The 15,395-nt window shown below is 42.6% G+C and carries 11 protein-coding genes; 8 read left to right on the top strand and 3 right to left on the bottom strand.

The features are described 5' to 3' along the window. Positions 1-3 precede the first annotated feature (3 nt). The 5 genes from DXA54_RS15715 (at position 4) to DXA54_RS15695 (ending at position 8,346) form a co-directional block, all read left to right on the top strand. Positions 4-2,295: a GH92 family glycosyl hydrolase gene (locus DXA54_RS15715; protein WP_008649383.1), complete on the top strand. Its 2,292-nt coding sequence runs from the start codon at positions 4-6 to the stop codon at positions 2,293-2,295. A gap of 47 nt (positions 2,296-2,342) precedes the next feature. Next, the gene (locus DXA54_RS15710; RefSeq protein WP_232284364.1) at positions 2,343-3,761 is read left to right on the top strand and encodes a glycoside hydrolase family 125 protein; all 1,419 of its coding nucleotides are present in this window, start codon (positions 2,343-2,345) and stop codon (positions 3,759-3,761) included. A gap of 143 nt (positions 3,762-3,904) precedes the next feature. After that, positions 3,905-5,035: an aldose epimerase family protein gene (locus tag DXA54_RS15705; RefSeq protein WP_008642822.1), complete on the top strand. Its 1,131-nt coding sequence runs from the start codon at positions 3,905-3,907 to the stop codon at positions 5,033-5,035. 141 nt (positions 5,036-5,176) lie between these two features. Continuing rightward, complete coding sequence (locus DXA54_RS15700; RefSeq protein ID WP_120080008.1) at positions 5,177-7,231, top strand: beta-L-arabinofuranosidase domain-containing protein; 2,055 nt, start codon at positions 5,177-5,179, stop codon at positions 7,229-7,231. 26 nt (positions 7,232-7,257) lie between these two features. Then, positions 7,258-8,346 (top strand): acyltransferase, encoded by a 1,089-nt coding sequence (locus tag DXA54_RS15695; protein ID WP_120080000.1) that lies wholly within the window; start codon positions 7,258-7,260, stop codon positions 8,344-8,346. 182 nt (positions 8,347-8,528) lie between these two features. Here the strand turns inward: DXA54_RS15695 and DXA54_RS15690 are convergent, their stop codons facing one another. Continuing rightward, positions 8,529-9,878, bottom strand: a complete 1,350-nt coding sequence (locus DXA54_RS15690) for a VapE domain-containing protein (RefSeq protein WP_120080006.1) — start codon at positions 9,876-9,878, stop codon at positions 8,529-8,531. Positions 9,879-10,211: 333 nt separating this feature from the next. Between DXA54_RS15690 and DXA54_RS15685 the strand changes: the two genes are divergently transcribed. After that, entirely contained in the window at positions 10,212-10,847 is a 636-nt protein-coding gene (locus DXA54_RS15685; protein WP_120079998.1) for an HU family DNA-binding protein, read from the top strand. Positions 10,848-11,068: 221 nt separating this feature from the next. Here the strand turns inward: DXA54_RS15685 and DXA54_RS15680 are convergent, their stop codons facing one another. Next, positions 11,069-11,536 (bottom strand): hypothetical protein, encoded by a 468-nt coding sequence (locus DXA54_RS15680; protein ID WP_004299546.1) that lies wholly within the window; start codon positions 11,534-11,536, stop codon positions 11,069-11,071. 337 nt (positions 11,537-11,873) lie between these two features. Between DXA54_RS15680 and DXA54_RS15675 the strand changes: the two genes are divergently transcribed. Together DXA54_RS15675 and DXA54_RS15670 are read left to right on the top strand one after the other, a co-directional pair. Beyond that, positions 11,874-12,893 (top strand): DUF2059 domain-containing protein, encoded by a 1,020-nt coding sequence (locus tag DXA54_RS15675; RefSeq protein ID WP_120079996.1) that lies wholly within the window; start codon positions 11,874-11,876, stop codon positions 12,891-12,893. 83 nt (positions 12,894-12,976) lie between these two features. Next, complete coding sequence (locus tag DXA54_RS15670) at positions 12,977-14,167, top strand: TlpA disulfide reductase family protein (RefSeq protein ID WP_243647659.1); 1,191 nt, start codon at positions 12,977-12,979, stop codon at positions 14,165-14,167. An 87-nt stretch (positions 14,168-14,254) separates the two neighbouring features. Here the strand turns inward: DXA54_RS15670 and DXA54_RS15665 are convergent, their stop codons facing one another. Next, positions 14,255-15,322 (bottom strand): M20 family metallo-hydrolase, encoded by a 1,068-nt coding sequence (locus DXA54_RS15665; RefSeq protein ID WP_004299550.1) that lies wholly within the window; start codon positions 15,320-15,322, stop codon positions 14,255-14,257. Between the last annotated feature and the right edge of the window lie 73 nt (positions 15,323-15,395).

Below are 15,395 nucleotides of genomic sequence, written 5' to 3'. Positions count from 1 at the left end.
ACCATGAAGAAACTAGCTCTATTCGCTTTTACGTTACTTAGTGCATGGGCTATGACTGCAAAAACAATTACCGGACCGGTGGACTATGTTAGTCCGCTGGTTGGTACGCAGTCAAAGCACGCATTATCTACCGGAAATACTTACCCTGCCATTGCGCTGCCCTGGGGAATGAACTTTTGGGTTCCGCAGACTGGTAAAATGGGCGATGGATGGGCCTATACGTATGACGCTGACAAGATCAGAGGATTCAAACAAACCCATCAGCCAAGTCCCTGGATCAATGATTACGGTCAATTTGCCATCATGCCGGTAACCGGTAAGGCAGTATTTAATCAGGATGAGCGTGCCAGTTGGTTCTCTCATAAAGCTGAAACGGCTACTCCTTATTATTATAAAGTATATCTTGCCGATCATGATGTAGTGACCGAAATTGCTCCGACAGAGAGAGCGGCTGCTTTCCGTTTCACTTTCCCCGAAAACGACCACTCTTATGTAGTGGTAGACGCCTTTGATAAAGGTTCGTTTGTGAAAGTAATCCCTTCGGAGAACAAGATTATCGGTTATACCACTAAAAACAGCGGTGGTGTTCCTGCTAACTTTAAAAACTACTTTGTACTGGTATTCGACAAACCGTTCACTTATACAGCTGCCGTAGCTAGCGGTGTGATTGATGCCAATAAACTGGAAGCGACAGACAATCATGCCGGTGCACTGATCGGTTTCAAAACCCGCAAGGGCGAACAGGTAAATGTGCGTGTAGCTTCCTCTTTTATCAGCCCTGAACAGGCGGAACTGAACCTGAAAGAGCTGGGTACGGACAATGTTGAACAGATTGCAGCGAAAGGCCGCAAGATATGGAACGATGTACTGGGACGTATCGAAGTGAAAGACGATGATATCGACCATTTGCGTACATTCTACTCCTGCCTGTATCGTTCGGTATTGTTCCCCAGAAGTTTCTATGAGATAGATGCCAAAGGAGACGTGATGCACTACAGTCCTTATAATGGCGAAGTGCTTCCGGGCTATATGTTTACCGATACCGGTTTCTGGGATACGTTCCGTTGTCTTTTCCCATTCCTTAACCTGATGTATCCATCCATGAATACGAAGATGCAGGAAGGATTGGTGAACACTTATAAAGAAAGCGGATTCCTGCCGGAATGGGCAAGTCCGGGACACAGAGGTTGTATGGTTGGAAACAACTCTGCTTCTGTAGTTGCCGATGCTTACCTGAAAGGATTGAAAGGATACGATATCGAGACATTGTGGGAAGCCGTGAAACATGGAGCGAACGCAGTGCATCCGAATGTTCGTTCTACCGGACGATTAGGACATGAGTATTATAATAAATTGGGATATGTGCCTTATAATGTAGGTATTAACGAGAATGCAGCCCGTACACTGGAATATGCATACGATGACTGGTGTATCTATCAATTGGGCAAAGCCTTGAAGAAACCGAAAAAAGAGATTGAAATCTTTGCAAAGCGTGCAATGAATTATAAGAATCTCTATGACCCTAAACATAAGTTGATGCGTGGCAAGAATGAAGACGGTACGTTCCAGTCTCCGTTCAATCCGTTGAAGTGGGGGGATGCCTTTACGGAAGGTAATAGTTGGCATTATACCTGGTCGGTATTCCATGATCCTCAAGGTCTGATTGACCTGATGGGAGGTAAAGACGGATTCAACCAGATGATGGATTCTGTATTTATCCTGCCTCCGATTTTCGATGAAAGTTATTATGGAGCCGTTATTCATGAAATCCGTGAAATGCAGATTATGAACATGGGCAACTATGCACATGGCAACCAACCGATTCAGCACATGCTCTATATGTACAACTATTCCGGCCAACCCTGGAAAGCGCAACATTGGATTCGTGAAGTGATGGACAAGCTCTATACTCCAGCTCCCGACGGTTATTGCGGTGATGAGGACAACGGTCAGACTTCTGCCTGGTATGTATTCTCGGCAATGGGATTCTATCCGGTATGTCCGGGTACGGATGAATATGTCTTGGGTACTCCTTACTTCAAGGAGATGAAGCTGCATCTGGAAAACGGAAAGACGGTGACTATCTCCGCTCCGAATAACGGAGACGATAAACGTTACATTTCGTCGATGAAATTGAACGGTAAAGAATATACCAAAAACTACCTGACTCATCAGGACCTGCTGAATGGTGCCACCATTTCTTTCAAAATGGACGCAAAACCTAATCAGCAACGTGGTACCAAAGAGGCCGATTTCCCTTATTCTTTCTCTAACGAATTTAAAAAGAAGAAGTAATCATGAAGAAACATATCAAATATATCAGCGCAGGTATGCTGGCAGGTATGCTTCTCTGTGGCGGGGAGCTACAAGCCTCCAACCGTATGACGGAAATGCATGTATGTCTGGCGGATGCTATTCAGAAAGATAACCGCCCGGAAATATCCAATCGTTTGTTCTGTTCCAATGCGGTAGAGAAGGAGATTCTCCGTGTACAGAAACTTTTGAAGAATGCGAAGTTGGCATGGATGTTTACCAACTGTTTCCCGAATACACTGGATACAACCGTACATTTCCGTAAAGGAAGCGATGGCAAACCGGATACGTTCGTATATACGGGCGATATTCACGCCATGTGGCTACGCGACTCCGGTGCACAGGTCTGGCCTTATGTGCAATTAGCTAATGCGGATCCTGAACTGAAAGAAATGCTGGCAGGTGTTATTCTCCGCCAGTTCAAATGTATCAATATCGATCCGTATGCAAATGCGTTTAATGACGGCGCTATTCCTGACGGTCATTGGATGAGTGACCTTACCGATATGAAGCCGGAACTCCACGAACGTAAATGGGAAATTGACTCCTTGTGTTATCCGTTGCGCTTGGCTTATCATTACTGGAAGACTACCGGAGATGCAAGTATATTCAACGAAGAATGGATTCAGGCAATCACTAATGTACTGAAAACATTCAAAGAACAGCAACGTAAAGATGGAGTAGGCCCTTATAAATTCCAACGTAAGACGGAACGTGCACTAGATACTGTGAGCAATGACGGTCTGGGAGCACCGGTGAAACCTGTCGGTTTGATTGTTTCCAGTTTCCGTCCTTCGGACGATGCTACTACGCTTCAATTCCTGGTTCCTTCCAATTTCTTTGCCGTATCTTCTTTGCGTAAGGCAGCCGAGATTTTGGAGAAGGTAAACAAGAAGACAGCTTTGTCTAAAGAATGTAAGGACTTGGCGCAGGAGGTGGAAACAGCTTTAAAGAAATATGCGGTGTATAATCATCCTAAATATGGTAAAATCTATGCATTCGAGGTAGATGGTTTTGGAAATCATCATCTGATGGATGATGCCAATGTGCCGAGTTTGCTTGCGATGCCTTATCTGGGTGATGTGAATGTAAACGATCCGATTTATCAGAATACCCGCCGTTTTGTGTGGAGTGAGGACAATCCTTATTTCTTTAAAGGCAAGGCAGGCGAAGGGATCGGCGGACCGCATATCGGTTACGATATGGTGTGGCCGATGAGTATTATGATGAAAGCCTTCACAAGTCAGAATGATGCCGAAATCAAGACCTGTATCAAGATGTTGATGGACACGGATGCCGGTACCGGTTTTATGCACGAATCTTTCCATAAGGACAATCCGAAGAAATTTACCCGTGCATGGTTTGCCTGGCAGAATACTCTTTTCGGTGAGTTGATTTTGAAGCTGGTTAATGAAGGAAAGGTAGATTTATTGAATAGTATACAGTGATATGCTGACATAGTAAATTGAACGCGGATAACGCGGATGATGCGGCTCTTTTTCTGATGCAAAATTAGAAAAAACGCGTTATCCGCGTCGTCTGCATCTAAATATGAATAGCTGAAAACTAATATTTAAAAACCAATTGTATCATGAAAAAGTTATGTGTATGGGCAGTTGCCGCCCTTTTAATGGCAGCTTGTACTCCGAAAGCTGAAAAGGCTACAGATTCCGGTTTACTGCAGAGTAAATTCCAGACAGAAGTAGATGGAAAGAAGACTGATTTGTTCACTCTGCGTAACAAGAACAACATGGAAGTTTGTATTACGAACTTCGGTGGACGTATTGTTTCAGTGATGGTTCCCGACAAAGACGGACAGATGCGTGACGTTGTTCTCGGTTTCGATTCTATTCAGGACTATATCAGCAAGCCTTCGGATTTCGGTGCGACTATCGGACGTTATGCCAATCGTATCAATCAGGGACAGTTCACCTTGGATGGTGTAGAATATCAGCTTCCCCGCAATAACTACGGTCATTGTCTGCACGGCGGACCGCAAGGATTCCAATACCGGGTGTTTGATGCAGAATTGTTGAATCCGCAGGAATTGCAGTTGACTTATCGTGCAGAAGACGGTGAAGAAGGTTTTCCGGGAAACATCACTTGTAAGGTAGTGATGAAACTGACGGACGATAATGCCATCGATATTCAATACGAAGCGGAAACAGACAAACCGACGATTGTAAATATGACCAACCACTCTTATTTTAACCTTGAAGGTGATGCCGGCAACAACTCCGGTCATTTGTTGATGGTGGATGCGGACTATTACACTCCGGTGGATAGTACTTTCATGACAACTGGCGAGATCGTTCCGGTAGAAGGAACTCCGATGGATTTCCGCACCCCGACTCCGGTAGGCGAACGTATCAACGATTATGATTTCGTACAGCTGAAAAACGGTAACGGTTACGACCACAACTGGGTATTGAACACGAAAGGCGACGTAACCCGTAAATGCGCTTCTTTGAAATCACCGAAGACTGGCATCGTACTCGACGTTTATACTAACGAACCGGGTATTCAGGTATATGCAGGTAACTTCCTCGATGGTTCGCTGACAGGAAAGAAAGGCATTACTTACAACCAACGTGCTTCCGTATGTCTCGAAACACAGAAATATCCGGATACTCCGAACAAAGCGGAATGGCCGTCGGCTGTACTTCGCCCGGGCGAAAAGTATACAAGCCAATGTATCTTCAAATTCTCTGTTGATAAATAGGTTATAAAGGCAGTTCATGCCATTGAAGAACGGGTTGTCTGATTAGAGATTATCCGTTCTTTATTTTAATGTAATTTGTTAGTGCTCAATTGGGTTCATAGGGAAATTAGGATGATTTCCGGAAGTAGTAGAATAGACGAAATGAAGAAAAATAAAACGAAAGGACTTTTTGCATCGATAGTGCTTGGAGTGGCGGTTACAGCTTGTGCGCCTGCTTCTTCTTGTGGTACGGTGACGGTAGTGGACCGACCGGACATACAGTCCGTCAATACCAATTATATCGGGTATCGCGCTCCGCTTCGACCGTTGAATTTTATAAAGTTGCCGGTAGGTAGTATTCAGCCCGAAGGATGGGTGAAGAAGTATCTGGAGTTGCAACGTGACGGTCTGACCGGACATTTGGGAGAAATCAGCGCTTGGCTGGAAAAGGATAATAATGCCTGGTTGACAACTGGTGGCGATCACGGCTGGGAGGAAGTTCCTTACTGGCTCAAAGGGTATGGCAATCTAGCATATATCCTGAATGACCCGAAGATGATTGAAGAAACCAAATATTGGATTGAAGGTGTATTTGCCAGTCGCCAGCCGGATGGCTATTTCGGTCCGGTCAATGAACGTAACGGCAAACGCGAACTTTGGGCACAGATGATTATGCTCTGGTGTCTGCAATCTTATTATGAGTATTCTCAAGATCAGCGTGTCATTGACCTGATGACGAATTACTTCAAGTGGCAGATGACTGTTCCCGATGACCAACTTCTGGAAGATTATTGGGAGAAAAGCCGTGGCGGTGATAACATCATCAGTATCTACTGGCTTTACAACCATACCGGAGATGCTTTCCTACTCGAATTAGCCGAGAAAATTCACCGTAATACAGCCGACTGGACGAAATCCACCTCCTTACCTAACTGGCACAATGTCAATATCGCCCAATGTTTCCGTGAACCTGCCACTTATTATATGCTGACCGGAGATTTGGCGATGCTGAAAGCCTCTTATAATGTCCATCATCTGATTCGGCGTACTTTTGGTCAAGTTCCCGGTGGTATGTTCGGTGCGGACGAAAATGCCCGTCTGGGATATATTGATCCCCGTCAGGGAGTGGAAACCTGCGGACTGGTTGAACAAATGGCTTCTGATGAAATCATGCTTTGCATGACAGGAGATCCCATGTGGGCGGAACACTGTGAAGAAGTAGCGTTCAACTCTTATCCGGCTGCCGTGATGCCGGACTTCAAGGCATTGCGTTATATCACTTGTCCGAACCATGCCATCAGTGATTCGAAGAATCATCATCCGGGCATTGACAATCGTGGACCGTTCCTTTCGATGAATCCTTTCAGCAGTCGTTGCTGCCAACACAACCATGCACAAGGCTGGCCTTACTTCACCGAACATCTGGTATTGGCAACTCCCGATAACGGAGTGGCAACAGCTATTTATGCAGCTTGCAAAGCTACAGTGAAAGTGGGTGACGGCAAGGAAATCACTCTTCACGAAGAGACAAATTATCCTTTTGAAGAAGCTATTGCCTTTACTGTTTCTACCGGTGAAAAGGTCGCTTTTCCGTTCTATCTCCGTATTCCTTCATGGACTCAAAAGGCGGAAGTGCGGGTGAATGGCAAGAAGGTAAGTGCAGCTCCTGTAGCGGGAAAATATCTTTGCATCAATCGTGAGTGGGCGAATGGTGATCGTGTGGAATTGACTCTTCCGATGTCTTTGTCTATGCGTACCTGGCAGGTTAATAAAAACAGTGTAAGCGTAGATTACGGACCTTTGACTTTGTCTCTTAAGATTGCAGAGAAATATGTAGAGAAAGACAGTCGAGAAACAGCTATCGGTGATTCAAAATGGCAGAAAGGTGCTGATTCGAAGAAATGGCCTACTACTGAAATCTATCCGGATAGCCCCTGGAATTATTCATTGGTATTGGATAAGAAAGAACCTTTGAAGAATTTCAAGGTAATCCGTAAATCCTGGCCGGCTGACAACTATCCTTTCACAGCAACCAGTGTACCTTTAGAAGTAAAAGCTATCGGTCGTCCGGTACCTGAATGGAAGATAGACGAAACAGGACTGTGTGGCGTATTGCCGGAAGAAGATGCGGTGAAAGGTGATAAAGAAGAAATAACATTGATCCCCATGGGTGCGGCACGGTTGAGAATCTCTGCGTTCCCGAACACAAAAGAATAAATTAATAACTAGAAAACTTAGAATAAATGAAACGTATTGTTTTTTTAGATTACATCCGTGTGTTTGCATGCTTTCTCGTCATCCTTGTTCATGCCAGTGAGAATTTCTATGGTGCTCCCGGATCCACCGATATGGCAGGCCCGCAGTCTTTTCTAGCGAATGAAGCAGACCGGCTATGGGTATCAGTATACGACGGTTTTTCACGTATGGCAGTACCCCTGTTCATGATAGTCTCCGCCTTCCTGCTTGCACCGATGAAGGAAGAGCAGTCTATGTGGCAATTCTATCGCCAGCGCTGTCTTCGCATCCTTCCACCGTTTTTCATATTCATGATACTGTACAGCACTCTACCTATGTTGTGGGGACAGATAGACGGAGAAACATCTATGAAGGACTTGTCGCGGATATTCCTGAATTTCCCGACGCTAGCCGGACACTTGTGGTTTATGTATCCTTTGATAAGCCTTTATTTGTTTATCCCAATTATATCCCCCTGGTTGAGAAAAGCCACGGCTAAAGAAGAACGTTTCTTTATAGGGCTGTTCGTGTTGTCAACCTGTATGCCTTATCTCAATCGTTGGTGTGGTGAAGTGTGGGGACAATGTTTCTGGAATGAATACCACATGTTGTGGTACTTCTCCGGTTATCTGGGCTATCTTGTTCTGGCACATTACATTCGTGTACACCTTACCTGGAACCGTTCCAAACGTTTCACTATAGGAACTATTTTAATGGTGATCGGTGCTGTATGGACTATTTATTCATTCTATGTGCAGGCTATACCCGGCGAACTCCATTCCACACCTGTAATAGAAATAGGATGGGCTTTCTGTACGATTAACTGTGTGCTTCTCACAACGGGTACATTCCTTATGTTTACATGTATCAAACGTCCGCAAGCTCCCAAGTTGGTGACGGAAACATCGAAACTTAGCTATGGTATGTATCTTATGCACATATTCTGGCTCGGACTGTGGGTGACTGTGTTCAAAGATACATTGGCGCTTCCCACTGTTGCCGCTATACCATGTATCGCAGTGGTTACGTTTATCTGTTGTTTTGTAACAACTAAGATAATCTCGTTTATACCGGGCAGTAAATGGATAGTAGGATAAATATCCGGAAACAATAAGATTTTGAATAGATAATCAAGTTTTTCCTGATTTTCTATTCAAAATCTTACTGTTTATAGCCTATTTCCCTCTTAATGTCCTCTTTCTCTTTTCACCTCTTTCACCCCTTTGTAAACAGCTATTTACCAGCTTCTTACGGGTGAACCCTCCCTCTGTTTGGAGCTTTATGCCGCTTTCATCGGTTTCACCAAATACACGTTCCCATATTTGGTATGTTTGCGGGTGACCCCTGCCGCAAGCAAAACTTGCGCGAACGTAGCCGGATTACTTCCACGCATGGCAGCGGGGTTATACATCTTCAGTCTCCTGAATATGTCCGAAGCCGAGAGCCGTTCGCTTCCCTCTTCATTATCTTTAGCTATCCGGAAGCAGGCATGAAAGACTTCCTCTGCCGGACACGGATGATAAAAAGCAGCATTGTGGCGTTGCAGTTCCCGTTCCTCTTCTTTTGTGAACCAATAGCGGATGCCGGAGAGTAGTTCAGCTTTCAGTTGGGCATAGATCTGATTGTGCATGATACCTTCGCAATCGATCAGATGTTCTGCTTCAATGCAGATGAATCGCCGGCTACCGGTGGGATCGGTGAGCAAGTCAAAACGGTTGCTTGTACCGATGAAAGAAGCGATGCGCGGCAGGTTGCGGAAATTCTTTTGATAAGCTTTGCAGATATTCAGGTTTGCCATTTGCATCAGATTCTTCAATAATGGCATTTGCTGCGTTCCGTATTTGTCAAATTCATCCATGTTCAGAAGTCCCATTTCGGCAAGTAACCTTTCCGGTTTTCCTTGTGCAGACAGTTTCAGGTTGTCCATGTAATAACGTGACAGTGCCGGCGGCATCAGTGCCTTGCAGAATGTGGATTTTTGTCGTCCTTGCTCGCTGCTGACAAGTATGGGGGCTACGCTGTTGGCATGTGTTCCCGTCATGCCTAACCATTGGGCGGTGAGTCCCAGCATCCAGGTATGGAAGCTTTTTATCCAGAGCTGATTGTCAGAGACACGCTGCGCCAAAGCCTCCAGTCTGTCTGTCCCATCCCAGCCGGGCAGTTCTTCCATGTAAAGCCGGAAAGGATGGTATTCAGGAATACAAGTGGAATAAATGTAACGGCTCAAGTCTTTATCCCAGCAGGATATGCCCTGGTCGTGTGCTTCCATGCAGAAAGTGTTCAGTTCCCTCTTACTTACAGGTTCGAAAGGAACGGCACGCTTGTTGGCAGGACGATATTCCGTTTCTTCCGTCAATAGGTTGTAACGAAAATCATACTGTTTTTGCAGGAATGTACGTACCTCCTGGGTTAATCGGACCGGTTGTTTTCGTTTTGCCTCTTTCTCTTTTTCTCTTCCAATAGGCAGTGCAGTGTCCGGCAGGGGAACGGCATATTTGTCTTCATGACATTTTAGCGTTTTCTGTAGCTCTTTGTCCGTTTTCTCACCTGCATCTTCTTTGTTCCCCTTCGTTTGAAACAATTTTAGTTCCTTCAATACCTGTTTCCATATCAATGTTATTGCATTCATCATTTTTTCTATTTTTAAGTGATTAAAATCGGTTTATTGTTCAGCGCTGATACTGCGAATGTACTATAGGATGATATCGGTTTGCAAGTATTTCTCCGGAAAAAAGATTAATTTCTACGTACCTGAAGAAGTCGGCTTCTTATCGTCCTTTTCTCTATTTTTTATCGTATCTTTGACGAAGAGTTATTGTTGATTCACTTTCGTGGTTCAATCAAATGACAAGAGTGATCTAATTGGATAACAATCGTGATTTAAATGAACCACAATAGTGGTTTGATGATAAACTTAAAGTTTTTACATGAAATATATTCACTATCAAAACGTTAACGACTAATGGCTATACTTTACGATTGGTATGAGAATCCCGGTGAGTCCGACGATTCGGAAGAGAAAGGTTTGCATCCCCGCATTTTTTTGAATGGTAAGGTGGGAACGGATAAACTGTGCCGGATGATTCACGGGCGCAGTTCGCTTTCCGTAGGTGATGTAAAAAATGCGTTCGAGATGCTTGCCCAAATTTGTGGTGAAGAACTGCGCGAGGGACGTGAGGTGCATATTGAGGGACTTGGCTATTTTGCTCCAATCTTGCGGAGTACACAAAAAGTGACTCGCAGCACTAAGAACAAATGGTCGAAAATGGAGTTGAAAACAATCGGTTTTCGTCCCGATGCCCGTTTGCGGGGGGAGTTGGTAGGTGCTAAAGTCAGCCGGAGCAAGTATGCACGCCATTCGGAATCCTTGTCGGAGGTAGAGATAGATATGCGGTTGAAGGAATATTTCGCCGATCATGACGTAATGCTTCGTTATGATTTTCAGGAGGTATGCTGCATGACACGGACTACGGCGAACCGTCACCTCCGGCGATTACTGGAAGAAGGCAAATTGAAAAATATCGGCAAACGTATGCAGCCGATTTATGTGGCTTCAGCAGGTTATTACGGGGTGTCTCGTGATGTGCTCCGGCGGTAAGCGGAACTATTTGAAGTGTGTAGGTGAAACCTTTGAAAGTAGGATGGAAGGGCTTTTCATGGTCGCTTTCACCCGCTTTCCTGCTTTGGGTGGAGGTTTCAGGAAGAAAGTGAAAGCGGTGAAGGATGTAGTCTTATAGATGATTTACTTTCATTGTTTGATTGAATAGTAAGGCTTTTTTAGTTATCTGTTAAATTGATAATATATCTGCTTAGAGGGGATTATTTAATAGCATCGAACTTCAGTGTCCCGTTTACGTCGATAATTTTCAAAGTACGGTTACCCTTTATTCCCATATCAATGAAATTGACCTTGTATAAACCATTTCCCAATGCAGTTACTGATGTTACTTTAGATATGTCGCTTGGTCCGTCTTGCATACCTGTTCGGAAGTTCCATATCGCATATCCTTCGCCGTCATACTCGTAGTTATCTTTCAGCTGCTTTTGCAATTTGGCTGTACAATGCTTTTTTACTGCCGGAACATAATTCTTTGCTCCAAAAACGTAGTTTGCGTAGAAATCTTTGATGAACTGAATGGTTTTGGTATTGTCCACTTTAGGTGATTGTAGAATAATGGCAGTCCCATTGGCGAGAACAGCCTCATTGTCGAGACAACAAGCTTGAATTTGTATGGGTTGTAGGGCAAATCCTAGATGAATGATATATAAAAATAAAATCTTTTTCATATTCGTATATTATGTATTTTAAAAGTCTTATGTAGATTTAGCGACCTATTGCAAAGATAGCGTTAATTACGAAAAATGAACGAAGTATGTGAGAAAAAGATAATAATATCATATCAAAAGATGAAATGAATTGTTCAAAGCCATTTTGATAAGAGAGGGGGATGAATGTTATAATTAGGGATGAATAGGGGATATTTCGTTTATCTATACATTGCAGGGCAGCCGGATAGTAGCCTCATTGATTGTACTATTCTATTAAATGATATAGATTTAATGTGTATCTTTGTAGGAAATGCAAAATAAAATATGGAATCAAAATAAATAAAATCAGATAATTATGAAAAACATTTTCCTTCCCAAAGTAATGATGTGCATAATTGCACTGTTTACTTTAATTTTACCAGCTTCTGCACAAAAAACAAATGCGACAGATGAGTACAAAGAAACGTTGAAAAAGATTATGGTACTTTCCGGTGCTTCGGCTACTACGGATGACTTTCTCCAGAGATTATCATCTATAATGAAATTGAATGCGCCGAAAAAGGATGAGGCTTATTGGAATGAGTTCTCTAAAAACTGGAAAGAGAAAGTAGAAAATAAGGTGTTTGAAATGTATATGCCTGTTTATGAGAAGCATTTAACATTGGAAGAATTAAAAGCTGTTGCTGCATTTTATGAATCTCCCGTAGGTAAAAAATATAAAGAGGCTTCATTGGTTGTTATGCGTGAGACAACGCCGTTGTTAGTGCAGCAACTCCATACAGAGATGTCCAAAGAGGTAATGCCGGAGAAAAGTGAACGAGTAAAAAGAGGTGAACAGCGGTTGAAAGAATATGAGCAAAAGCAGAAGCGTGATAAAGAATTATATGCACAAGCCTATATGCTTCCAAGCGATAGTCTAGTTATAGTTCCTGAAGAAGTGTATGAGAAAGCGTATGAGAATGGGAGGTCTACAACTCCTTCTTTATATTCGATTGAAAGGAGAAAGAATGATACTAAAGTGACATTCATACAACCTATTTATTGGGACTGGCAATGGTTGTATTATAGTCCGGGATTTAAGATTATCGATAAGAAAAGTGGCGATGAGTATAATGTACGAGGATATGATGGTGGAGCTCCGATGGGTAGGCTGTTGGCTGTCAAAGGATTTAATCATAAATATATTTATATCAGTCTTTTATTCCCGAAACTGAAGAAGAGTGTGAAAGAAATAGATATTCTTGAGTTGCCACACAAAAAAGATAAAGAACAGTTGCCTTCTAATGATGATGGAAAGTCTAAATCATATTTTAATATAAAGGTGAAAGATTATCAGACCATTTCCGATAAGAAAAATAAGAAGATCTATTATTAGTTTAAATGATTATCAGAATTTGAAATGATAATAGCAGGTATTGAACATGAGTGTTTACTGTTTTTGATATAAATTTATTCTATATGAGAAATCGAATTATGATTTTATGCACGTTTTGTGCTATTGCTATATTTTCTTCTGCCCAAGAGAAATTCTCTATCCAAGGAATTGCTAATGAGGAATTGAATAATCAATTGTTGTATTTATGTCTGATGGGAGATAGAGAGAAAGCCAAAGAAGTCGTTTTGGACAGTACAACAGTGGAAAAAGGTAAGTTCTCTTTTTCTGGTGTACATCAGATGCCGGATATTGCGATCATCAAGGATATGGATGGAGAAACCTATCCGTTGATTTTCGAAAAAGGAGAAATATCAGTAAATATTGCTGCGAATAAGAGAGGGGGAACGCCTTTAAATGATTCATTGAATATAGCTTTAAATCGTATGCAGCTAATAATGGATAATATGTTGAAAACATCGAATGATATTTATAAGTTAATGCTTGGGATGAAACCGGAAGTATTTTCGGATAAGATGAGGAATGATACTGCATTTAGAGCAAGATATGATAAAATAGAGAAGAAATTTCTTGCACAAATGGATTCAGTATCACATTGTATAAAGGATTATAAGAATAGTATAGTGGGTGTATATCTTTTCTCCGTTGGAGGTATGATGATGCCTTTTGATGATATGAAGATTCTGATGAAAGAAGCTTCGCCTCTGTTTTCACAAAATAATTTGGTGAGAAATATTGTGGAAAAGAAGAACCAAGCAGAGCTGCGAAGGAAGGCGGAACTTGAAAATAAAATGACTCCGGAACAGCGTGAAGAACGAAAGAAACGGCAGGAGATGGATGCCAAGATAAAGATTGGCGAACGTTTCCCGGATGCTAAAGTGAAAGACAATGCAGGTAACATGAAACTCTTGTCTGATTATGTGGGTAAGGGAAAATATGTCTTGATTGACTTTTGGGCTTCATGGTGCGGACCTTGCCGGCATGAAATGCCCAATGTGAAAGCTGCCTATGAAAAATATGCTTCTAAGGGATTTGAGGTGATTAGCATATCCACAGATCGGAAACTGAAACCTTGGAGGGCTGCTGTTGAAGAACTTGGAATGAATTGGGTACAATTGTTGGATGTGGATGCTTCTGATATATATGGTATCTATGCTATACCCAGAACTTTCCTTGTAGATCCTACGGGAATTGTTATAGGCAAAAATTTAAGGGGTGAAAAACTGGAGGAAGCTTTATCGAAGTTGTTTGAATAATCGTTGCTTTGTTTTTATTGTATGGGTGAATTGATAGTTGAGAACTATATAATAGGATAACCACTATCAATTCACCAATGACTTTTATTAAATCAGAAGTCCGTCCAATAGCTCTAAATAAAGTCCGATCGCTTCTTCTATTTCTTTTAACATGATATATTCTTCTGCCGTGTGTGAACGTGACGAACGTCCCGGACCTATTTTTACCGATGGGAAGGACATTAAGGCCTGGTCGGACAATGTTGGAGAACCAAAAGGAACGCGTCCTAACTTCATAGCTTTCTGTACAAATGGGTGCTTTTCGTCAATTCGTGAAGAATTGAGACGGAATGAACGGGCTTGGGCTTCACAGGAAATATGCTTTTTGATTTCAGCAAACAGTTCTTCATTTGAGTAAAGCTCGTTACTCCGGACATCGACGATGAAAGTACATTTGTCGGGAATCACATTGTGTTGTGTACCGGCATTGATGACAGTGACACTCATCTTTACGGGACCCAACAAGGGTGACTCTTTCTCAAAACGATAGTCACGGAACCAGGCAATATCATCTAATACTTTGTAAATAGCATTGTCTCCTTCATTACGCGCTGCGTGTCCCGCCTTACCTGTGGCAGTAACATCCAATACCATTAATCCCTTTTCGGCAATGGCGGGTTGCATCTCTGTCGGTTCGCCCACTATGGCAAATGAGACTGGAGGAAGTCCCGGCAATACGCTCTCAATTCCGTCTTTTCCAGAAACTTCTTCTTCACAAGAGGCCAGATAAATCAGATTATACTTCTGCGAAGTGCGACATAGTTGCAGGAACACCTGTAATAACGAAACAACGCTGGCACCGGCATCGTTACTTCCTAATCCATATAACTTACCGTTTTCTTCACGTGGAGTGAACGGATCTTTCCGCCAACCGTTAACAGGTTTCACTGTGTCTATGTGGGAGTTAAGTAAAATAGTCGGCTTCTTCAGATCAAACATAGGACTAAAGCACCACACATTATTTCCTTTACGTCCCGTCTGCATACCTGCCATTTCAATATAGTTTTGCAGGAAATCCGCAGCTTGGGTTTCTTCCCGGCTGATTGAAGGAATACTAATCAGTGATTTAAGCAGGCTTACAGCCTCTGTTGTCATATATGGAATATCATATTTCATAGTGCAAATCTTTTATCTATATCTTAATCTTTGCACAAAGATAGTCGTTTTGAGCAATAGTTTCAAATAAAAC

The organism is Bacteroides sp. OF03-11BH, from assembly GCF_003604005.1.
Lineage (GTDB): Bacteria > Bacteroidota > Bacteroidia > Bacteroidales > Bacteroidaceae > Bacteroides > Bacteroides ovatus.
This window is presented reverse-complemented; position numbering and strand designations above follow the sequence as displayed.